A 20,245-nucleotide genomic window follows, 5' to 3' on the forward strand; every position below is an offset into this window, starting at 1 on the left:
TTCAGACCACCGGCTCCTTGATGCAGGTGATGTAGGTGGCCCCGCTGTCGAGCACGCGCGGCTGCTTCCACACCTCGATCGGGAACGACACGTTGACCAATGACTGCATCATGTGGATGAGAGCCTTTGCGTCATCGGGCATTCCGTCCAGCGGGAACCGGGCGTCGCAGTACTCCATGACGGCCTCGAGCCGGGGGAACGCGGCGTCGTAGAACTCCTGCATCTCGGCCATCGTAGAGTTCAGTCGCTTTTGGTAGCGCTCTTCCTCGGTGGGCAGGCACCAATCGGTGAACCGTTCCAGGTCGGCGAATTCTTCCGGCAACTTCGACGGAGTCGAATCAGACAGGTTCTGTGGCATTGATGGCGTCCTTCTGGCTGGCAGTCGAGCTGGTTTGACCGTTGGCATCACCGTTTTGGATGCCCTTTTCCTTCTTATAGGCGTTCACGTAGTCCCACGCCGTCTTGTGCAGATGTCGCAGCAGCACCTCCTGGTCGCACAGCGGGAAGTCGGTGACCACCCTGGTGCCGATCTGGGTTTGGGTGGCTTCGAGCGTGTTGGCGTCCTGGAACGCGTACTCCTTGAAGGTCACCGCCGCGAGTTCGTGGGCGAGCCGCTCACGGGTGTTGGTGGCCGGCACGAAGTACAGGGTGCACTCGAAGATGTGCTTGTCCACGTCGGTGGGCCAGTAGTGGTAGGTCAGGTACCAGCCCGGCGCCCAGATCAGCAGCGTGAAGTTCGGGAAGAACTCGAACGAGTCCTGACCCCAGGCGTGGTGACGCGACGGGTTGACCGCGGGCGGCAGCTCGTCGGGCTGAATTCCCTTGATCTTCGGCCGATCCCACGGACCGAACAGACCGCTGTGCAGCACCCGCTCGATGGGCTTGACCATGCTCTCGTCCTTGGGCGGGCTCATGCCGCCCCACGAGGAGACCATCGAGTGCCTGCCCTTGATGTCGTAGGCCAGCGCCTCGAAACCGTACTGGGCGAGCTTTTCGGCCTCCTCCTTGACCGCCTGCTTCATGTGCAGGATCGGTGCGTGGTAGAACTCCACGAACGCGTCGATGAACAGCTTCCAGTTCGAATTGACTTCCGCGCGATAGGAATACGTTTCCGTCATCTCATGGAAGGGATAGCCCTCCAGGCCCTTCGCGAACTCACCGAGGTAATCGACCAACGGCTCTGCATCCTTGTCGAAGTTGATGAAGATGAAGCCTTCCCACACCTCGCAGCGGATCGGGACGAGGCCGTAGTCGGACTTGTCGACGTCGAAGAACTCGCCCTCCTGCTGGATGAACGTCAGATCACCCTTGAGGTTGTAGCGCCACGCGTGGTACTTGCAGGTGAACTGGCGGCACGTGCCCGAGACCTCTTCGTTCGGATAGTCATTCCACACCAACTTGTTTCCGCGGTGGCGGCACATGTTGTAGAACGCGCGGATCTTGTCCTCGCCGTTCTCCACGTCCTTGACGATGATCACCGACGTGCCCTTGCCGGCCGACGGCATCTCGCGGGTGAAGTAGCTGCCCTTCTTGGGGAGCCGCTCGACCCGACCGACGTTGAGCCAGCACTTCTTGAAGATCGCCTCTTGCTCGAGCTTCCACTGCTCGGGGTCGATCGAATCCTCGTAATTGACCGGCGCGGTGCCGAGTTCCGGCCAGTGTTCGGTCCAGCTGCCCTCGGCTGGTTTCGGGAAAAAAGCCATGGTGTATGCCTCTCTAGTCGGGTTCTACGCCAAAGGTGTTGATGGCCATGGCAAGTGCGCCATAGCAGCCGATTGTGAAGACGAGGTCCATGCGCTGGCGCTCGTCGAGGTGCTCGCGCAGCACGGTCCAGGTCCCGTCCGAGATGACCGACTTGGCTGTGCACTCGTCGACGGCTTCGATGACGGCACGATCGAGCTCGTCGACGGCCTCGCCACGCTGGATGCCGTCGATGTCATCGTCGGTCAGGCCGACGTCGCGGCCCATGACGACGTGGGCCTCCCACTCGTACGCGGCGTTGTGCAGATGGGCCACCCGTAGTACGGCCACTTCACGCAGTCGCGGCGGCAACGTCGAACCGAACAGCAGGTGGACGTTGAAGCGCAGGAACGCCTTGGTCAACTTGGGATGGCGTACCAGCGTCGCGAGGAGATTGCCGGCCCCCTCGGGGTTGCGGCGCTCTTCGGGCAGCATGACGGCGAGGGCGCTGAGCACATCGTCGTCCCACTGCTCGGCCGGCAACGGCGGCACGCGCACAGCCTTCTCCTCTCGGTGTCCTCTCAGTGATGAGAATCAGGTTCTCATATTTCGCCAATAGATTTCCACGTTTTGTTCGCGCGGTCAATGGCAAGGTCCTGAAGAGGGCTTTCGGCAAGCCCGCCTGGAGGCCGAAACGACGCGGTCAGCGAACGCCGACACGGCTTCGGATGTTGATTCTCGCAGTATGAGAAGCTAGTTTCCTTAGATAGAGAACACATAGCAGAGAACAGCCGAAAACCGAGGTCTTGGCTCGAAAGGAACGGCCGTGAACAAAGACGACATGATCCTGGTCAGCGTCGACGACCACATCGTCGAACCACCCGACATGTTCAAGAACCACCTGCCGAAGAAGTACCTGGACGAGGCGCCTCGGCTGGTGCACAACCCGGACGGGTCGGACACCTGGCAGTTCCGGGACGTGGTGATCCCCAACGTCGCGCTGAACGCGGTGGCCGGGCGCCCCAAGGAGGAATACGGCCTGGAGCCGCAGGGCCTCGATGAGATCCGCCCCGGCTGTTACAACGTCGACGAGCGCATCAAGGACATGAACGCCGGCGGCATCTTGGGGTCGATCTGCTTCCCGTCGTTCCCCGGCTTCGCCGGCCGGCTGTTCGCCACCGAGGACCCTGAGTTCTCGCTGGCATTGCTGCAGGCCTACAACGATTGGCACGTCGAGGAGTGGTGCGGCGCCTATCCGGCCCGGTTCATCCCGATGTGCCTGCCGGTGATCTGGGACGCGGAGGCCTGCGCGAAGGAGGTTCGGCGCAACGCCAAGCGCGGTGTGCATGCGCTGACCTTCACCGAGAACCCGGCCGCCATGGGTTATCCGAGCTTCCACGACGACTACTGGACGCCGCTGTGGGAGGCGTTGGTGGACACCGACACGGTGATGAACGTGCACATCGGCTCGTCGGGCCGGTTGGCGATCACCGCCCCCGACGCGCCGATGGACGTGATGATCACGCTGCAGCCGATGAACATCGTGCAGGCCGCCGCGGATCTGTTGTGGTCCAAGCCGATCAAGAAGTACCCCGACCTCAAGATCGCTCTCTCGGAGGGCGGCACCGGGTGGATTCCCTACTTCCTCGAGCGCGCCGACCGGACGTATGACATGCACTCGACGTGGACGGGTCAGGACTTCAAGGGCAAGCTGCCCAGTGAGGTGTTCCGCGAGCACTTCCTGACCTGCTTCATCTCCGACCCGGTCGGGGTGGCGCTGCGCAACCAGATCGGCATCGACAACATCTGCTGGGAGGCCGACTACCCGCACAGCGACTCGATGTGGCCCGGCGCGCCCGAGGAGCTGTGGGCGGTGCTGTCGGAGAACAATGTGCCCGACGACGAGATCAACAAGATGACCTACGAGAACGCCATGCGGTGGTATCACTACGACCCGTTCAGCCACATGTCGAAGGAACAGGCCACCGTCGGCGCGCTGCGCAAGGCCGCCGAAGGGCATGACGTGTCGATCCGGGCGCTGTCCAAGCACGACCACGGGGGCGCCGACCTCGCGTCCTTCGCCGCGAACGCCAAGGAGCTGACCGGCAACAAGGACTAGACGACTGGCGATTTCGGCGTGCTCAGTTGCGCTCAGCGCAACCGGGCGCGCCGAAATCGCATGCGACGAGAAGGAGATACGACATGCCGGGCGGGATGAGTTTTGAACTGACCGAGGATCAGGAGCTGATCCGCAAATCCGTGGCCGAACTCGCCAGCAGGTTCGACGACCACTACTGGATGGAAAAAGATCTCGCCCACGAGTTCCCGCAGGAGTTCTACGACGCGATCGCCAAGGGCGGCTGGCTCGGCATGACCATCCCCGAGGAGTACGGCGGGCACGGGCTCGGCATCACCGAGGCCACGCTGCTGCTCGAGGAGATTGCGCGCTCCGGTGCGGCGATGAACGGCGCCAGCGCCATCCACCTGTCGATCTTCGGGATGCAGCCCGTCGTCAAGCACGGTTCCGAGGAGCTCAAGAAGGCGACGTTGCCCCGGATCGTCAACGGCGACCTGCATGTCTGCTTCGGTGTCACCGAACCCGGTGCGGGGCTGGACACCTCGCGCATCACGACATTCGCCAAGCGGGAAGGCGACCACTACCGCATCAATGGCCGCAAGGTGTGGATCTCCAAGGCGCAGGAGTCGGAGAAGATCCTGCTGCTGACCCGGACCACCCCGTATGACGAAGTCACCAAGAAGACCGACGGGATGACGCTGTTCCTCACCGACCTGAACCGCGATCACGTCGACATCCGGCCGATCCGCAAGATGGGTCGCAACGCCGTGAGCTCCAATGAGCTGTTCATCGACGATCTGGTCGTGCCGGTCTCCGACCGGGTCGGCGAGGAGGGCAAGGGCTTCAAGTACATCCTCGACGGGCTCAATCCCGAGCGGATGCTGATCGCCGCCGAGGCGCTGGGCATCGGGCGGGTCGCGCTGGAGAAGGCCGTGAAGTACGGCAACGAGCGGCACGTGTTCAACCGGCCGATCGGCATGAACCAGGGCCTGCAGTTCCCGCTGGCCGATTCACTGGCACGGCTGGACGCGGCCGAACTGGTGCTGCGCAAGGCAACCTGGCTGTACGACAACGGCAAACCGTGTGGGCGCGAAGCGAATACGGCCAAGTACCTGTGCGCCGACGCCGGTTTCGGCGCTGCCGACCGGGCGCTGCAACTGCACGGCGGGATGGGCTACTCCGAGGAGTATCACGTGTCGCGGTACTTCCGTGAATCCCGTCTGATGAAGATCGCGCCGGTCAGCCAGGAGATGATCCTGAATTTCTTGGGCGAGCATGTGCTCGGCCTGCCGAGGAGCTACTGATGAAGTATTTCGACCTGACGGGACGTTCGGCGCTGGTCACCGGCGCCGCAGGAGGCATCGGCTCCGCGGTTGCCGAAGCGTTGGCCGGCGCCGGTGCGGCGGTCCTCGTCACCGACGTCGACAAGGACGCGGCGGCCGCTGTGGCGCAACGTATTTCGGCTTCCGGCGGGCGAGCGCAGTCCGCGGCGTTGGACGTCTCAGACCGCGACTCCGCCGATGCGGCCGCGGAACAGGCCGCCGCGCTGGCCGACGGCGCGCTGCACATCGTCATCAACAACGCGGGTGTGACCAAGCCGGCCATGTTCGAGAAGACCACGCAGGAGTCGATGCGGCTGCTGTTCGACATCCACGTGCTGGGCGCGTTCAACGTCACCCAGGCGGCGCTGCCGCACATTCCGACCGACGGCACCGGCCGGATCGTCAACGTGACGTCGGCAGCCGGCCTGACGGGAACGCTCGGCCAAGTCAACTACTCGGCGGCCAAGGCCGGCATCATCGGCTTCACCAAGTCGTTGGCCCGCGAGCTGGCCACCAAGAACATCTCGGTCAACGCGCTGGCTCCGCTGGCCGCGACGCCGATGACCGAAACCATTCGCACCAATGAGAAATTCGCGGCCAACATGATGAACCGTATCCCGATGAAGAGGTGGGCGGAGCCGTCGGAGGTCGCGGGTGCGTTCGTGTTCATGGCATCCGACGCGGCGTCCTACATCACCGGGCAGGTGCTGCCGGTCGACGGCGGCATGGTGATGTGATGCCCACACCCGCGCCGCTGGCGGGCATCACCGTCGTCACGCTGGAACAGGCGGTGTCCGCGCCGATGTGCACGCGCACACTGGCCGACTTCGGCGCGCGCGTGATCAAGATAGAGAACCCGCGCGGCGGCGATTTCGCCCGCCACTACGACGACGTCGTGAACGGTCTTGCCGCGCATTTCGTCTGGGCGAACCGCGGCAAGGAATCGGTGGCACTCGACCTGAAAACCACTGAAGGGCTGGACATCCTGCACCGGCTGCTGGACCGGGCCGACGTCCTGGTTTCCAACCTCGCGCCGGGATCCACCGCGCGGCTGGGCATCTCGCCACCGGATCTGTCCGACCGACACCCTGACGTCATTCCCGTCGAGATCGACGGCTACGGATCCGGCGGTCCGTTGTCGCACAAACGGGCCTATGACCTTCTGGCACAAGCGGAGTCAGGTGCGTGCGCGGTGACCGGCTATCCCGGCATGCCGGCCAAACCCGGGCCGCCGATGGCGGATATCTCCACCGGCCTGTACGCAGCGCTGTCGATCCTGGCGTTGCTGTACTCGCGCGGCCGCCGCGACGGGGCTGCGCCGGCGGTCACCGTCAGCCTGTTCGACACGATGACCGACATCATGGGCTATCCGCTGACCTACACCCAGCATTCGGGCATCGACCAGCAGCCGCTCGGCATGAGCTCACCGGCCGTCGCCCCGTACGGCGCGTACCGCACCGCCGACGATCAGACCGTCGTGCTGGGCACCACCAACGATGCCGAATGGCAACGGCTCGCCCGCGACATCATCGGGCGGCCCGACCTCGCTGACGACGCCCGGTTCTCGACCAACTCCGGGCGGGTCGCACATCGCGAGATCCTCGACGAGGCGATCGGATCATGGTGCGCACAATACGATCTCGCACATGTGCAGAAGACCGCGGACGCGGCCGGTATCGGCAACGCCCGATACAACCTGCCCAGCGAGGTGCTCGAGCACCCGCAATTGAGTGCCCGGGACCGGTGGCGTCGTATCGATACCCCGGCAGGACCTATTCCGTCCTTGCTGCCGCCACCCGTCATCGCGGGTTTTGACCCGCCCATGGGAGCCGTGCCCGGGCTGGGGGAGCACACTGAAACGGTGCTCACCGAGATCGGTCTCACCGAGGACGAGATCGCGGTGCTGCGCGGACGTGGTGTGGTAGGACCGGCAGAGTCCTGAGATCGATCGGAGTTGTGACATGCGTGAAGCCGTAATCGTCGAGGCGGTGCGGACACCGGTGGGCAAGCGCAACGGCGGGCTGTCCGACATGCACGCCGCCGACCTGTCCGGCCTGATCCTCAACGCCCTGGCCGAACGCGCGGGCATCGACCCGGAGATCGTCGACGACGTGGTGTGGGGGTGTGTGTCACAGGTCGGCGACCAGTCCAGCAACATCGGCCGGTACTCCGTGCTCGCCGCTGGGTGGCCGGAACACATTCCCGGCACCACCGTCAACCGGGCGTGCGGATCGAGTCAGCAGGCCCTCGACTTCGCCGTGCACGCCGTCATGTCGGGGCAGCAGGATGTGGTGGTGGCCGGCGGGGTCGAGGTGATGAGCCGGGTGCCGCTCGGCTCCGCCCGCGCCACCGGCATGCCCTACGGACCGAAAGTGCTTGCACGGTACGGCGATTTCTCATTCAACCAGGGCATCTCGGCCGAACTGATCGCGCAGAAGTGGGGCTTTTCCCGGACCCGGCTCGACGAATATTCGGTGATGAGCCACGAGCGGGCCGCCGCCGCCCAGGACAGTGGCGCGTTCGAAGATCAGATGATCCCGATCTTCACCGACGGCGAACCGGTGGTCGCCGACGAAGGCGTGCGGCGGGGCACCACCGTGGAGAAGCTTGCCGGTCTCAAGCCGGCGTTCAAGGACGACGGCGTGATCCATGCGGGCAACTCCTCGCAGATCTCCGACGGCGCCGCCGCGCTGCTGGTGATGGCCGAGGAGAACGCCGTCGCCATGGGCCTCACGCCGATCGTGCGCTACCGCGCCGGCGCGGTCACCGGCGCCGACCCGGTGCTGATGCTGACCGGTCCAATTCCGGCCACCGAGAAGGTGTTACACAAGGCCGGCGTCGGCATCGACGAGGTGGGCGTCTTCGAGGTCAACGAGGCCTTCGCGCCGGTGCCGCTGGCCTGGCTGGCCGAAACCGGCGCCGACGAGAAGCGGCTCAATCCGCTGGGCGGCGCGATCGCCCTCGGTCACCCGCTCGGCGCGTCCGGCGCCGTGCTGATGACGCGCATGATCTACCACATGCGCGACAACGGAATTCGGTTCGGCCTGCAAACCATGTGTGAAGGCGGCGGGACTGCCAACGCCACCCTGGTCGAACTCATCGCGTAGACAGGAGATCACGTGCGCCGGGAGCTGTTCACCGACGACCACGAGGCATTCCGCCAGCTGGCCCGCGACTTCGTCGAGAAGGAAGTGGTGCCGCACTATCCCGAATGGGAGAAGGCCGGCCGGATGCCGCGCGACGTGTTCAAGCAGATGGGTGCGCTGGGCATGCTGGGCATGGCGATCCCCGAGGAGTTCGGCGGCGCCGGCATCAACGACTACCGCTACAACGTCGTGCTCCAGGAGGAGGCGGCGCGCGCGCTGGTGACGCTGTCGACAGTGCGCACGCAGCTCGAGGTCATCCTGCCGTACTTCCTGCACTACGCGAACGAGGAGCAGCGGCGACGCTGGTTCCCCGGCCTCGCGGCGGGCACCCTGTTGACCGCCGTCGCGATGACCGAGCCCGGCACCGGTTCTGACCTCGCAGGGGTACGCACCACGGCGGTGCGTGACGGCGACGACTATGTGCTCAACGGCGCCAAGACGTTCATCACCGGCGGGATCCAGGCCGACTTGGTGATCGTCGTCGCCCGCACGTCGACCGACCCCGACAACCGGCGCCGCGGCCTGTCACTGCTCGTCGTCGAGGACGGCATGCCCGGTTTCACCCGGGGGCGTGAATTGGAGAAGATGGGCTGCAAGGTGCAGGACACTGCCGAGCTCTCCTTCTCCGATGTGCGGGTGCCCGCGGCGAACCTGCTGGGCGAGGAGGGCGAGGCGTTTGGCTACCTGGGCCACAACCTGCCGCAGGAGAGGCTCACGGTCGCAGTGGGTTCGGTGGCGCAAGCGCGCTCGGCGATTGAGGTGGCCATCGATTACACCAAGAACCGCAAGGCATTTGGGACGCCGGTGGCGTCGTTCCAGAACACCAAGTTCGAGCTGGCGGCATGCTCGACGGAAGTGGAGGCCGCGCAGGCGATGCTGGACAGGGCGGTGGCTCTGCATGTCGAGGGCGAGCTTTCACCGGCAGACGCTGCGCGGGTGAAGTTGTTCTGCACCGAGATGCAGGCCCGGGTCGTGGACCGGTGTCTGCAGCTGTTCGGCGGATACGGCTACATGATGGAGTATCCGATCGCGCGGCTGTACACCGATGCGCGGGTGGCCCGCATCTATGCGGGCACCAGCGAGGTGATGAAGGTGATCATCGCCAAGTCGCTTGGCTTGTAGCGATTTCGGCGTAGTTGGTCGCGCTCAGCGCGACCCAGCGCGCCGAAATCGCCACTTGTGAACGGAGGATAGAGACCATCACGGGCCCACTTCTCAAGTCCCTGGACGCCGACGAATGGGGCGATGACGAATATGCCGCCGTCGGTGCGCTTTTCGGCATATCCGGCGACGACGTCCCGCGGGCCGGGTCCGGACACCCGAGGGACCCGCTGAAGTTCGACATCCTCGGCGTGCTGGCCCGCCATCCGGCGATGGCCCGAGACTTCCTGACGTACAACGGGTTTCTGCTGACCCGCGGTGAGTTGCCGTTGCGCCTACGCGAGCTCGCGGTGCTTCGTCTCTCGCACGCCCGTCGGTCGGCGTTCTTCTGGGGCGAACACGTGCGGATCGCCAAGGCCGGCGGACTGTCGGACGACTACATCGACCGGCTCATCCGTGGCAATGACGAGTTTGACGGCGCGGAGCGGCTGGTGCTCGAGGCCACCGACCAGATGCTCGCCGCGGGCCGGGCGGACCCCCAGACGTGGCAGCGCCTCGTCGACGAACTCGGCACGCGTCAGGCGATGGAACTCATTTTCGTCGTCGGCACCTACGCCATGTTGGCGATGGCCTGTGACACCTGGGCGCTCGTGCCGCCACCAGGCAGCGCGCTCCTGCCGAGCACTTAATTTGCGGTAGGGAGCCCGCCACCTTGCACAAAATCCGAGGTGAGACAGGCGTCAAAAAATTCCTTCGGTGAGACCCTTGTCACAAGTGCCAAACCTACCTACTGTGTGTTCACTAGGTTGGTTGACCGAAGGGGTTCGGTGTCCGAAGACGTGTCCGCACTTGACGCGAGCGCTCAGCGCCGCCCCTACGACACGCTGCTCGCCAAGGGTGAGGACCGCAGGCAGCGCATTCTCGCGGTGGCCGAACGGTTGGTCGCGCGCAACGGGTGGCGCAACACGTCACTGGCCCAGATCGCCAAGGAGGCCGGGGTGACCCCCGCGGGCCTTCTGCACCACTTCGAATCCAAAGAACAGCTGCTCAACGCGGTGCTCGACGCCCGCGACGCCGACGACGACGCGCACGCGGACCGGTCGGGCGACCTAATCACCGAGATCGGGCGGGTGGCCGAGCGGTTCAATCGGGCACCCGAATTGGTGGGCACCTTCACCGTGCTGCTGGTGGAGAACATCGCGCCCGACGCCCCGCTGCACGACCGGTTGCTCAATCGGCAACGCGCGGCGGTGGAGATCGTCGCCGACCTCATCCGACGCGGTCAGCAGGCCGGCCGCTACCGCACAGACCTCGACGCGGCCACCAAGGCCGTGGAGATTCTCGCCTTCGTCAACGGAATGGAGACCTCATGGCTGCTCGACCCTTCGATACCACTGACCGAGGTGTTCAAGGGGTACGCCGAAATGCTCGCCCGCGACTTCGCTCCGGGAGCGAGCGCGTGATGGCGACCGAGCTCGACATGAGGTATCGGCTCGACGTCGTCGCCCCGAGCGTGCTCGACGTGGTCAGATACGCCGGCGGCTTGATGTACGACCGGTCGATGGCCGGCTGGGATGTCACCGTGCTGATCGGCCAGGACGTGGACGTGCGGCCGCTGCAGATCCTCGGGGTGGCGACCTCGGACTTGGAGGATGCGCTCCAGTTGTGGGCGCAGCGTCCGCATCCGCACACCGTCGCGGTCGCCTCCGAACTGTTGTCCGTCGACGAGCGGGTGCGCCACGGCGTGCTCGGCGCGCTCGATCAGGGTCTGACCGAGGTGACGCTGTGGGGGGAGCAGTGGCCGGCCGACCTCGACCGCAATGTCGACGACGTGCAGCATCGGCTGAGCGCGGCGGCCCGCGCGTTCAAGGCGCAGGCACTGGCGGCGCTGGGCGATCCGGAGGCCGACTTCGTCGGCGGTAGTGAAACATTCCGCTGTGGGGTGATGGCGCGCCCGTCGGTGGCAGCGGACCTGATTCCGGCGTCGTAGCGGTCGCGAGATTGCGGCCCGGCAGCGAAAGATCGAGTACGGGCCTGCGGGAATGCAATCTCGCGGAGGTTTGGTCAGGTGAGGTCGATCAAGACCTTGCCGATGGCCTTGCCGTCGGCGACATGGCGTAGCGCAGCGGCCGTTTCGGCCAGCGGGTAGACAGCGCCGATGTGGGGGAGCACCCGTCGAGTGGCCAACAATTCGGCGAGTTCGGTTTCGTTGCGCGCGAATTCGTCCGGCGGCACATCCTGGAACTGGAAGCCGAGCACGTGCACACCTTTGACGAGTACCAGGTTGAGCGGGATGCGGGGGATGACGCCGGAGGCGTAGCCGACTGTGACGAACCGTCCGCCATGGCGCAGCGATCGCAATGCCGGCTCCGACAGCTCACCGCCGACGGGGTCGACGACGGCTGCCGCGCCTTCCGGTAACGCCTCTTTCAACTGCTGACGAAGGTCATCCGAGCGATAGTTGATGCGATGTCGTGCGCCGTAAGACGCTGCGACATCGAGCTTTTCGTTCGATGACGCTACCGCGATGATCGCAGCGCTGAGCTGCACGCCGAGCTGCACAGCCGCCAGGCCCACGCCGCCGCCGGCGCCGAGCACGACGACGTCGTCGCCCGACTGCACCTTCGCGACAGAGCGCAGCGTGTGATAGGCCGTGCGGTACGCGACGCCGAAGGCCGCCGCCGTGTGATCGTCGACGCCATCCGGTATCCGGGCGAGGCCCGCGGCGTCCACCACCACTTCTTCTGCGAAGGCGCCGTAGAGGCCCGTGTCGGTCACACGGTCACCGACTGCGAAGTCGTCGACGCCTGGGCCGAGTTCTATGATCTCGCCGGCGAATTCGCTACCGGGTATGAACGGTGGCGGCACGCTGATCTGGTATTGATTGGCGACGAGCAAGACATCGGGATAGTTGACCGCCGCCGCGCCGACCCGTATCCGCACCTGCCCTTCACCGACGCCCGGCGATGGAAGGTCTTCGATGCGAACAACTTCCGGCGGGCCATAGGCCGGGCAGACGGCGGCTAGCACCGGTAATCGCTGGATTCGGCCAGTTCGGCCGCCGACCGCATCAAGTCCACGATGATGGGGCCATACGCCAGCAACTTCTCGTTGTCGCCGGCACGCTGGTAGCCCTGCTCCAGCACAATCGCAAGTTTCCACTTGGCCAGCACCAGGTAGTAGTCCAGGTCGTCGACCTGCCGACCGGACACCTCGGCGTAATGCGCGACGACGTCTGAGCGCGAGGGCATTCCGCGCATGTCCACGTAGTTCATGCCCGACGGGGCGCTCGTGTCTTCTGGCCAGCTCTGCACCATCCAGCCGAGGTCCAGCTTCGGATCGCCGACCGTGCCCATCTCCCAGTCGACGATCGCCGCCAACCGAGCGGGTGCGCCGTGGTGATACATCACGTTCGCGAACTGGTAGTCACCGTGCATCAGGCCGGGGATGTAGTCCAGCGGCCGGTGCGTGCGCAGCCATTCGGTGGCCACATCGAGCCCTTCGAGTTCGCGGCCATTGATGCGCTCGAAAAAGCCGATCCAGCGGTCGACTTGGCGTTCGTGGAAACCGTCGGGACGGCCGAAGTCACCCAATCCCTTGGCGCGCCAATCCACCTTGGACAGCAGCGCGATGCCTTCGGCCAATTGATAGGCCAGGCCCGCGCGGGCATCGTCGTCGGTGTCGAACGGTGCCGGCCATTGCCCGTCGTCCAGGTCCATCGGCGACCAGCCGTCGACGAAACCCATGAGATAGAACGGGCGCCCGAGCACCGACGGGTCATCGCACACGCCGACCGCGGCGGTGTGGGGGACCTCGGTGCCATCCAAGGCTTCGATGATGCGCCACTCGCGCAGGATGCCCTTGTCGCGATCCGGCGGCGCCTCCGGCGGCGGCATGCGAAGGACACAGCGCTCCTCGCCGCGACGGATCTCGTAGATCACGTTCTGAGTGCCGCCGGACAGGTAGCGCGTCTGTATCGGCTCACCCGTACCAGGTAGGCCGGCCTCGTCCATCCAATCGGCAAGGCGTGCAACGTCGATCTCGCTCATAGATTGCCCACCTCGTGCTCGAGGAAGTCGGCGTACTTCGCCTGGGCTGCTTCGCGTTTGCGCGGTATCCACTCGCTGGGCCAGGTGTCTTCGGTGGGCTGGTAGTCGCGCAGCACCTGCTTGGCCACTGTCGCTTTGTGCACTTCGGTGGGGCCGTCGGCCAGGCCCATCACGGCCGCACCGGTGACCATGCCCATGAACGGCATCTCGTTGGTGACACCGAGTGCGCCGTGTACTTGCATTGCCCGCCAGGCGATATCGTGCAGCACCGTCGGCATCACGACCTTGACCGCGGCGATGTCCTTGCGCACCTTCTTGTAGTCGTTGTACTTGTCGATCTCCCACGCGGTGTAAAGCACCATCAGCCGGAACTGCAGCAACTGGGCATACGAATCGGCGATATAGCCCTGCACGAACTGCTTTTCCGACAGCCGGCTTCCTTGCGTCTCGCGGGACAGCGCGCGCTCGCACATCATGTCCAGCGCCTTGCGGGACAGGCCGATGGTGCGCATGGCGTGGTGGATGCGACCGCCGCCGAGACGGGTCTGCGCGATGACGAACGCTTGGCCTTCACCGCCGAGCAGCGCGTCGCCCGGCACCCGGACGTTGTCGTAGTGGATCAGCGCGTGCGAGCCCTCGTCGTCACGCTCGCCGTACAGCCCGACATTGCGGACGATCTTCACGCCCGGTGTGTCCGTGGGCACCAGGAACATCGACATCCCTTGGTACGGGCTGACATCGGGATTGGTCACCACCATGACGATGAGGAACGCGGCGGTCTTGGCGTTGGAGGAGAAGAACTTGTAGCCGTTGATCACCCAGTCGTCGCCGTCGCGCACGGCGCGGGTCTTGAACAGCGTCGGGTCCGCGCCGGCGTGCGGCTCGGTCATCGAATAGCAGGAGAAGAGCTCGCCGTCGAGCAGCGGGCGCAGATAGCGCCGCTTCTGCTCCTCGGTGCCGTAGTGCGCGATGATCTCGGCGTTACCGGTGTCGGGTGCCTGACAGCCGAACACGATGGGCGCCCATTGCGATCGGCCGAGGATCTCGTTGAGCAGAGCCAGTTTCAGCTGTCCGTAGCCCTGCCCGCCGAGCTCCGGGCCGAGGTGCGTCGCCCACAACCCCGTGCGCCGCACCTCCTCCTTGAGCGGGTCGATGACCTTGCGCCTGTTCTCGTCGAGCGGCACGAACTGCTGATGCGGGAAGGCCAGATCGAGCGGTTCGACCTCCTCGCGGACGAATTCGTCGGCCCAGTCGAGCAGCTTCTGATACTCGGGGTCGGTTTCGAAATCCCACGCCATTGGGGTACTCCTTCGATTTGTCGGTCACTGGGCCATCGATTGCAGAAATCCCGGCCAGTCGGGGAACAGTGCGCGGTCGACGATCTCGATGCGGGTGCTCGTCGCGTCGACGTGGTAGGCGAAGCTCTGATGCTGATCGGCGCAGGGAGCGACTTCACGGGCGAAGCCCGCTTGCTCCAATTGCAGTGAGGCCGTGGCGATGTCGTCGGTCCAATATCCGAGGTGATGGGTAGCCCGCCCCGGTACCGCCGTCCACGGCGTGCCCGGCACTGCTTGCACTAGTTCGAGATGCGGGGCCTGCACCGAGTAGCTCATGCGAAACGGAACCTCGTATCCGCCGTCGGCGGTTACCACCGGCACGATGTATTCCATCGGCTTTGTCCAGTGGTATCCCGCGACGGCGGTCAAGTGCGCAGCCGCCTCGTCAAGATCGGGTACCACGATGCCGGTGTGGTAGAAGTCTGTTGGCGATAGCGGCGCATTCATGCCGTGCCTTTCGCACGCAGGTTGAAGCCGGCGATCAGCGCCGCGACGTCTTCGGTGACGACCTCGGCAAAGGAACGATTGCCGAAAGCGCCACCTGCCCAGTGCCGTACGCCTTCGCTAACGTGCATCTGGGCCAGATGGGACAGGTGGGCGATGTCGACGTGCTCGGCCAGCTTGCCGTCGGCTTGCGCCTTGGCGAACAACTCGCCGAACATATCGGCGTCGTTGTCATCGGCAAGCTCACCCGCGAGGATCCGTTGCTCATGGCGATATCCCTCGAGGATCGTCTCGACGATCAACTCGCGGGGATTGCGGGCCATCGAACGTTCCAGGCTGCGCAGCGCCTCGCCGATCACCGCTTCGACGTCGTAGTCGGTGTCGAGCAACGCCCGGACGATCGTTTGCGCAGCGCGGGTCGAGAGCAGCCCGACCTCGAACAGCACGTCCTCTTTCGCCGGGAAATAGAAATAAAACAACGCCCGCGAAACGCCCGCCGCCCGGCAGATATCGGCGACGGTCGTGTTGGCGTAGCCGTTGGTCCGCCATAGCGCCATCGCCGCCTGCACCAGCGCACGCTTGGTCTCATGCGAGCGCGCCCGCTGATACGAGGCCCGGCGCTGACCACCGTCAGCAACTACTGACGTGCTGTTCCTGGCCACAATTGCACTGTAACAGCGAAATTGATGCTTGCAAATAGTTGACGTCTGTCTAACTATCTAGGGGTGACATCAACCCAGCTGCACCACGTCGTCATGCGAAGCCATTCGGCGTCGACGTTCATCACCTTCCTGACCGACGTGGTCGGGATGACGGTCCAGTTCACGATGCATGTGCCCGGCGAAATCCTCGAGAAAACCTTGGGCTGGCCGCTGTCCGACGGTGCGCAGGTGACGATGCTGGGCACCGGCGAGGCGGGCCTGATCGAGGTGCTCGATGTGCCGGAGCGCCTCCGTGACGTGGCACCTGAAGGACTCGCTGCGTTGTCGTTTCTGACAAACGACTTCGACGCGGTCCGCGAGAAGGCCAAGACGTTCGCCAGTGACGTGACGATGCTCGACACCGGCGTGCCCGGCGTCCAGCTGTTCTTCTGCACGATGGGCGGGGTGCCGATCGAGTTCGTGGGAGCCTATGCCCCAGAAGCGAACTCCGCGACCAGCGATGCGACGAACTCCTGAGTGCGCCGCCGCGATGCGCGGCGTTCGTCGGCGTCGTCGCCCAGCGGCACCACCCGCACGGCCAGATCGGTGACGCCGGCGTCTCGGTACCGGCGCACCCGGGCGAGAACAGTCGCTTCGTCACCCGCCGCCATGGTGTCGCCGACGTCCTCGGCGTCGCCATGTTCGAGCAGCCGCACATAGTTGGGGGAGAAGTCGGCATGGCCCAGCACCTCGCTGGCGTAGGTGCGGGCGGCGTCGACTTCGCTGTTTGAGCAGAGTGCGACGGGAACGCCCGCCACGACGCGTATTCCGCTGCGGCCCAACGCCTCTGCCGCCTTTGTGATGCGCGGAACCACGTAGTCACCGATCGCCCGCTCGTCGGCCATCCACAGGATGGTTCCGCCGGTGCGCTCACCGGCGATGCGTAGCATCGTGGGCCCGAGGGCAGCGATCAGCACAGGCATCTCACACGCGTCCGTGACGTCGACGGGACTGTGCACGCGGTAGCTGTCGTTGTCGACGTCCACCGAACCCGGTCCCGCGAACGCCGCGTCGAGCACGTCGAGATAGTCGCGCAATAGCGATGCCGGTCGGTCGTAGGGCAACCCGAGTTGGTCCGCGATGATCCAGTGGTGCGACGGGCCGATACCCAGCGTGAAGCGGCCAGCGCACGCGACCTGGGTAGTCAGCGCCTGCTGCGCCATGATGAGCGGATGGCGGGTCTGGATAGGCACGACCGCGGTGCCTATTTCAATGTGTGACGTGGCCTGCCCGAGTAGGGCGACGGCCGCCATCGCATCCAGGTAGCCAGGCACCTGCGGCATCCAGAACGACGCGAAACCCTGTGCCTCGGCGGCCTTTCCGTCATCGAGCAGGCCGGCCAGCCGGTCTGCCCGGGATCGCTCCTTGTCGGAGCCGACCATCAACCCGATTCTCATCCATACTCCCTACGGCACATACCGGTCCCATTCGTGCGGGACGACAGGGTGAAACGGCGCCGCGAACAGCGGTTCGACGCCGTCGCCCCACCGCTTTGCGAGTGGCGCCCGCAGACGCGCACCCGTGCTGACGGGGTCGTCGTCGAGAAAGAGATACGAGAGTGTCTGCCCCGCAGGAGCATTCGCCAGTTCTGTGTGTGCGGAATGCGACGTGGCCGACCAGATCCCAGCCACCCCGTCGACGTCGATCAGGTCGTTGTGTGCCGGCGCGTTCGTCTCGAGCACCACGTAGACACCCCGCGCCGGCCACCACGGCAGCACATCACCGCCGATCTTGATTCGGGGCGCTGCCATCTTGGTGGCGACGGTGTACACCCCGCGTTGCACCGGCGGCAGCAGCGGCAATTTGCGGCCCGCGTCGCCCAGTGCCGTGGACAGCTCGTTGAATCCCTTCAGGCCGCGACGGTCGGCGAAGAAGTACGTCATCACATGATCGATGGCGTCGAAGCGCTCGTCGGTGCAGGCCCGCGCGGCCCGGCATGCCGGCGTCGACACCAGTCGCAAGGACGCCCGCACGGCGGACAAGCGGTGTTGCTCGGGCCGGTGGTCCAAGGTGTGCCAGCGCAGGTACTCGGCATCCAGTCCGTCCGGATGCCGCCGCGCCATCGAGACGAACATGGTGGTGATATCGCCGCGGCCCGCGGCAAGGACGTCGGCGACCTCGTCCGACGGTGTACCGGGTAGCTGCATCACGCTCCTGTCGTCGAATTGCGCTCGGCCAGAGGGATTTCGGGATGACGTGCCTCGATCATCCGCCGGAAGCCCTCGCGCCAGGGCACTTTCGTCCGCCCCAGCACCGCATGCATGCGGGTGACATCAGGCCACAACGGCGTGTGCGCGTCGGGGGTGTACTCGAATACCGGGTCAACACCGACCAGTTCGCCCAAATAGCTGCAGTACTCCTCGGCGCTGACGGTCTCGCTGCCGGCCCAGTTCACCACGACCGGCGGCGTCGCAGCCACCTCCATGGCCCTGATGCCGAGTTCGACATAGTCGTCCTCGTAGATGGGGTTGTAGTTGTTGGGCTTGTCCGGATGCAGCCGGATCGGCTTGCGCGCCAAGATCATGTCCAGGCGGTCGGCCGGCGCACCGCCTTCGGGCCCGTACGTCGAACAGATCCGGATGATCGTCAGCGGTATGCCGTTTTGCGTGGCGATCCAGGTGCACACCGCCTCGGCGGCCACCTTCGAGAAGCTGTAGTTCGGGCGCAGCGGCACTCCCGGCGGGTCGTCTTCGGTCAACGGCCGTCTGCCCTGGTACCCCGTAGATCGACCCCGTCGAGCAGAACACGAAACCCTTTGCGGTACGGCAGTGGTAGAGCAGATCGCCGGAGTGCTGCGCGTTGGTCCGCAGGCACTGCACCCAGGCACCGGTGCCGGGATCCACCGCGGCATGGAACACATACGTGAAGTCGTCGGGCAACGCCGAGAAGTCGCTTGCGCTCATGTCCAGAGCCAGGGGAGTGATGCCGGCGGCGGTCAGTTTGTCGCGATCTTCTGGATTCCGCAGCCGCGCGGCGCCCCACACCTCGTTGCGCGGGGCGAGAGCGCGCGCGATGGGGAACGCGATCTTGCCGGTCGCGCCGGTGATCAGGATCTTTTCCGAGTCGAGCATCCCATTAGTCATAGCGCACGATGACTCAAATGTTAAGTACTTGATATGTTGGCGGTGTGCAACTCACCTTCGACGCCGAGGTCGAGGCGTTCCGCGCGGAGTTCATTGCCTTCCTCGAGGAGCACCTGCCGTCCGAAGCCGAGGCCGGCGCGGAGCGATCACGGTCGACGGCTCACGTCCCCGACTGGGCGCGGCGTTGGCAGCAGGTCCAGTTCGACCACGGGTGGCTGCTGCCGGGCAATCCGCCGGATTTCGGCGGCCGCAATGCGGGCGTCCTGCAGCAGTTCGTGCATCGCGAGGAGCTGGCCCGGCGGCGCATCTATCACGTCTTCAACCCGCAGGGCGTCGGCATCATCGCGGCCTCACTGCTGTCGTTCGGGACTGACGAGCAGAAGCAGCGCTGGGCGGTGCCGATTCTGCGGGCCGAGATGACGGCAGCATTGGGCATGAGCGAGCCGGGGGCAGGGTCCGACCTCGCGGGGTTGTCGACGCGTGCTGTCCTTGAGGGCGACCATTTCCGCGTCAACGGCCAGAAGGTGTGGACGTCGGGAGCGCACGACGCCGACGTGCTGCTCACCTTCGTGCGCACCGATCCCGAGGCCCCAAAGCACAAGGGCATCAGCGCATTGCTGATTCCCACCAATACGCCGGGTGTGGAGCGACGGCCGTTCGCCTCGGTGTACGACCGCGAGAGCCCGGACTTCAACGAGGTGTTCTTCACCGATGTGCAGGTACCCGCCGAGAATCTGGTGGGGCCGCTGCATGAAGGCTGGAAGGTGGCCAACGGCTCGCTCGGCCACGAACGCACGATGATGTGGATGGCGTTCGCCAACAGGCTCGAGCAACTGCTGGACGACTACCGCCCCGTCAGCGCCGTGGATCGCGATCGTTACGCCACCATCGCGATGGACTATCAGGCGCTGCGTCTGCTTGGCTCCAAAGCGCTCGGGCAGGCGGCCCGCGGCGAACGCGACATACCCAGCATCTCGGTGCTGAAGCTGTTCGGCTCCGAGGCCGAGCAAAACGCGTTCCGGCATGCGTTGGACGCCAAGGGTGCCGACGGTCTGCGCAGTCCTGCGCTCACCGCGCCATACAATCCTTACAGCCCAGACCTTTTCACCGGCAGCTGGTTCACGCGCTACATCAGTACCTACGCGGGCACCATCTCCGGTGGTACCTCAGAGATCCAGCGCAATATNGGCAGCTGGTTCACGCGCTACATCAGTACCTACGCGGGCACCATCTCCGGTGGTACCTCAGAGATCCAGCGCAATATCATCGCGCAACGCGTGTTGGGCCTACCGGCGCGCTGAATCG

General features: G+C 65.2%; 21 protein-coding genes and 1 pseudogene. 11 read left to right on the forward strand and 11 right to left on the reverse strand.

The window, feature by feature from the left end; translation table 11 throughout:
- Position 1 precedes the first annotated feature (1 nt).
- The 3 genes from CWS39_RS06545 to CWS39_RS06555 are packed head-to-tail and all read right to left on the reverse strand — an operon-like array spanning position 2 to position 2,238.
- Positions 2-358: a hypothetical protein gene (locus CWS39_RS06545; RefSeq protein ID WP_102142084.1), complete on the reverse strand. Its 357-nt coding sequence runs from the start codon at positions 356-358 to the stop codon at positions 2-4.
- Positions 339-1,703 (reverse strand): aromatic ring-hydroxylating oxygenase subunit alpha, encoded by a 1,365-nt coding sequence (locus CWS39_RS06550; protein WP_102142085.1) that lies wholly within the window; start codon positions 1,701-1,703, stop codon positions 339-341. The genes CWS39_RS06545 and CWS39_RS06550 overlap by 20 nt, the downstream gene beginning before the upstream one ends.
- 13 nt (positions 1,704-1,716) lie before the next feature.
- A complete protein-coding gene (locus CWS39_RS06555; RefSeq protein ID WP_102142086.1) occupies positions 1,717-2,238 on the reverse strand; it encodes a carboxymuconolactone decarboxylase family protein in 522 nt (173 codons plus the stop codon).
- A gap of 268 nt (positions 2,239-2,506) precedes the next feature.
- On the opposite strand from CWS39_RS06555, the gene CWS39_RS06560 reads away from it, so the two are divergent.
- From CWS39_RS06560 to CWS39_RS06600, 9 genes are all read left to right on the forward strand, one after another.
- The gene (locus CWS39_RS06560) at positions 2,507-3,799 is read left to right on the forward strand and encodes an amidohydrolase family protein (RefSeq protein WP_102142087.1); all 1,293 of its coding nucleotides are present in this window, start codon (positions 2,507-2,509) and stop codon (positions 3,797-3,799) included.
- Between the two features lie 83 nt (positions 3,800-3,882).
- A complete protein-coding gene (locus tag CWS39_RS06565) occupies positions 3,883-5,061 on the forward strand; it encodes an acyl-CoA dehydrogenase family protein (RefSeq protein ID WP_199177990.1) in 1,179 nt (392 codons plus the stop codon).
- Positions 5,058-5,816, forward strand: coding sequence for an SDR family oxidoreductase (locus CWS39_RS06570; RefSeq protein ID WP_102142089.1), 759 nt, complete (start codon positions 5,058-5,060; stop codon positions 5,814-5,816). Before CWS39_RS06565 ends, CWS39_RS06570 begins: the two co-directional genes overlap by 4 nt.
- Complete coding sequence (locus CWS39_RS06575) at positions 5,816-7,021, forward strand: CaiB/BaiF CoA transferase family protein (RefSeq protein ID WP_102142090.1); 1,206 nt, start codon at positions 5,816-5,818, stop codon at positions 7,019-7,021. The genes CWS39_RS06570 and CWS39_RS06575 overlap by 1 nt, the downstream gene beginning before the upstream one ends.
- A 19-nt stretch (positions 7,022-7,040) precedes the next feature.
- Positions 7,041-8,186, forward strand: a complete 1,146-nt coding sequence (locus CWS39_RS06580) for a thiolase family protein (RefSeq protein WP_102142091.1) — start codon at positions 7,041-7,043, stop codon at positions 8,184-8,186.
- Positions 8,187-8,198: 12 nt separating this feature from the next.
- Positions 8,199-9,347: an acyl-CoA dehydrogenase family protein gene (locus tag CWS39_RS06585; RefSeq protein WP_102142092.1), complete on the forward strand. Its 1,149-nt coding sequence runs from the start codon at positions 8,199-8,201 to the stop codon at positions 9,345-9,347.
- Positions 9,348-9,415: 68 nt separating this feature from the next.
- Complete coding sequence (locus CWS39_RS06590; RefSeq protein WP_102142158.1) at positions 9,416-10,015, forward strand: carboxymuconolactone decarboxylase family protein; 600 nt, start codon at positions 9,416-9,418, stop codon at positions 10,013-10,015.
- Between the two features lie 150 nt (positions 10,016-10,165).
- Positions 10,166-10,789: a TetR/AcrR family transcriptional regulator gene (locus CWS39_RS06595; protein WP_102142159.1), complete on the forward strand. Its 624-nt coding sequence runs from the start codon at positions 10,166-10,168 to the stop codon at positions 10,787-10,789.
- A 17-nt stretch (positions 10,790-10,806) separates the two neighbouring features.
- Complete coding sequence (locus tag CWS39_RS06600) at positions 10,807-11,316, forward strand: hypothetical protein (RefSeq protein ID WP_102142160.1); 510 nt, start codon at positions 10,807-10,809, stop codon at positions 11,314-11,316.
- A gap of 74 nt (positions 11,317-11,390) precedes the next feature.
- Here the strand turns inward: CWS39_RS06600 and CWS39_RS06605 are convergent, their stop codons facing one another.
- From CWS39_RS06605 to CWS39_RS06625, 5 genes are read right to left on the reverse strand one after another with little or no spacing between them, the layout of a single operon-like run.
- Positions 11,391-12,356 carry an NADPH:quinone oxidoreductase family protein gene (locus CWS39_RS06605; RefSeq protein WP_102142093.1) on the reverse strand — a complete coding sequence of 322 codons (966 nt, stop codon included), beginning with the start codon at positions 12,354-12,356 and terminating at the stop codon, positions 11,391-11,393.
- A complete protein-coding gene (locus CWS39_RS06610) occupies positions 12,350-13,375 on the reverse strand; it encodes a phosphotransferase family protein (protein ID WP_102142094.1) in 1,026 nt (341 codons plus the stop codon). The genes CWS39_RS06605 and CWS39_RS06610 overlap by 7 nt, the downstream gene beginning before the upstream one ends.
- Complete coding sequence (locus CWS39_RS06615; RefSeq protein WP_102142095.1) at positions 13,372-14,673, reverse strand: acyl-CoA dehydrogenase family protein; 1,302 nt, start codon at positions 14,671-14,673, stop codon at positions 13,372-13,374. The genes CWS39_RS06610 and CWS39_RS06615 overlap by 4 nt, the downstream gene beginning before the upstream one ends.
- A gap of 24 nt (positions 14,674-14,697) precedes the next feature.
- Complete coding sequence (locus CWS39_RS06620; protein ID WP_102142096.1) at positions 14,698-15,159, reverse strand: VOC family protein; 462 nt, start codon at positions 15,157-15,159, stop codon at positions 14,698-14,700.
- On the reverse strand, positions 15,156-15,725 hold the full coding sequence (locus CWS39_RS06625; protein ID WP_102142097.1) for a TetR/AcrR family transcriptional regulator: 570 nt from the start codon (positions 15,723-15,725) through the stop codon (positions 15,156-15,158). Before CWS39_RS06625 ends, CWS39_RS06620 begins: the two co-directional genes overlap by 4 nt.
- Positions 15,726-15,881: 156 nt before the next feature.
- Here CWS39_RS06625 and CWS39_RS06630 point away from each other — a divergent pair, with 156 nt between their 5' ends.
- A complete protein-coding gene (locus CWS39_RS06630) occupies positions 15,882-16,334 on the forward strand; it encodes a VOC family protein (protein ID WP_233213382.1) in 453 nt (150 codons plus the stop codon).
- Here the strand turns inward: CWS39_RS06630 and CWS39_RS06635 are convergent.
- The 3 genes and pseudogenes from CWS39_RS06635 to CWS39_RS30015 form a co-directional block, all read right to left on the reverse strand.
- The gene (locus CWS39_RS06635; RefSeq protein WP_102142098.1) at positions 16,286-17,254 is read right to left on the reverse strand and encodes an LLM class F420-dependent oxidoreductase; all 969 of its coding nucleotides are present in this window, start codon (positions 17,252-17,254) and stop codon (positions 16,286-16,288) included. The genes CWS39_RS06630 and CWS39_RS06635 overlap by 49 nt on opposite strands.
- A 9-nt stretch (positions 17,255-17,263) precedes the next feature.
- Entirely contained in the window at positions 17,264-18,004 is a 741-nt protein-coding gene (locus CWS39_RS06640) for a hypothetical protein (RefSeq protein ID WP_102142099.1), read from the reverse strand.
- A pseudogene (locus tag CWS39_RS30015) lies at positions 18,004-18,928 on the reverse strand (NAD-dependent epimerase/dehydratase family protein). Before CWS39_RS30015 ends, CWS39_RS06640 begins: the two are co-directional and overlap by 1 nt.
- Before the next feature lie 56 nt (positions 18,929-18,984).
- Here CWS39_RS30015 and CWS39_RS06650 point away from each other — a divergent pair.
- Positions 18,985-20,241, forward strand: a complete 1,257-nt coding sequence (locus tag CWS39_RS06650) for an acyl-CoA dehydrogenase family protein (RefSeq protein ID WP_102142100.1) — start codon at positions 18,985-18,987, stop codon at positions 20,239-20,241.
- Positions 20,242-20,245: the final 4 nt, after the last annotated feature.

It is taken from the genome of Mycobacterium hubeiense (assembly GCF_002838065.1).
Classification (GTDB): Bacteria; Actinomycetota; Actinomycetes; order Mycobacteriales; family Mycobacteriaceae; genus Mycobacterium; species Mycobacterium hubeiense.

Bases quoted from the DNA above. Each gene is read 5' to 3' on its own strand.
- CWS39_RS06550 (WP_102142085.1), bottom strand. From the start codon at position 1,703: ATGGCTTTTTTCCCGAAACCAGCCGAGGGCAGCTGGACCGAACACTGG.
- CWS39_RS06610 (WP_102142094.1), bottom strand. From the start codon at position 13,375: ATGAGCGAGATCGACGTTGCACGCCTTGCCGATTGGATGGACGAGGCC.
- CWS39_RS06565 (WP_199177990.1), top strand. From the start codon at position 3,883: ATGCCGGGCGGGATGAGTTTTGAACTGACCGAGGATCAGGAGCTGATC.
- CWS39_RS06575 (WP_102142090.1), top strand. From the start codon at position 5,816: ATGCCCACACCCGCGCCGCTGGCGGGCATCACCGTCGTCACGCTGGAA.
- CWS39_RS06615 (WP_102142095.1), bottom strand. From the start codon at position 14,673: ATGGCGTGGGATTTCGAAACCGACCCCGAGTATCAGAAGCTGCTCGAC.
- CWS39_RS06640 (WP_102142099.1), bottom strand. From the start codon at position 18,004: ATGCAGCTACCCGGTACACCGTCGGACGAGGTCGCCGACGTCCTTGCC.
- CWS39_RS06600 (WP_102142160.1), top strand. From the start codon at position 10,807: ATGAGGTATCGGCTCGACGTCGTCGCCCCGAGCGTGCTCGACGTGGTC.
- CWS39_RS06635 (WP_102142098.1), bottom strand. From the start codon at position 17,254: ATGAGAATCGGGTTGATGGTCGGCTCCGACAAGGAGCGATCCCGGGCA.
- CWS39_RS06620 (WP_102142096.1), bottom strand. From the start codon at position 15,159: ATGAATGCGCCGCTATCGCCAACAGACTTCTACCACACCGGCATCGTG.
- CWS39_RS06580 (WP_102142091.1), top strand. From the start codon at position 7,041: ATGCGTGAAGCCGTAATCGTCGAGGCGGTGCGGACACCGGTGGGCAAG.
- CWS39_RS06545 (WP_102142084.1), bottom strand. From the start codon at position 358: ATGCCACAGAACCTGTCTGATTCGACTCCGTCGAAGTTGCCGGAAGAA.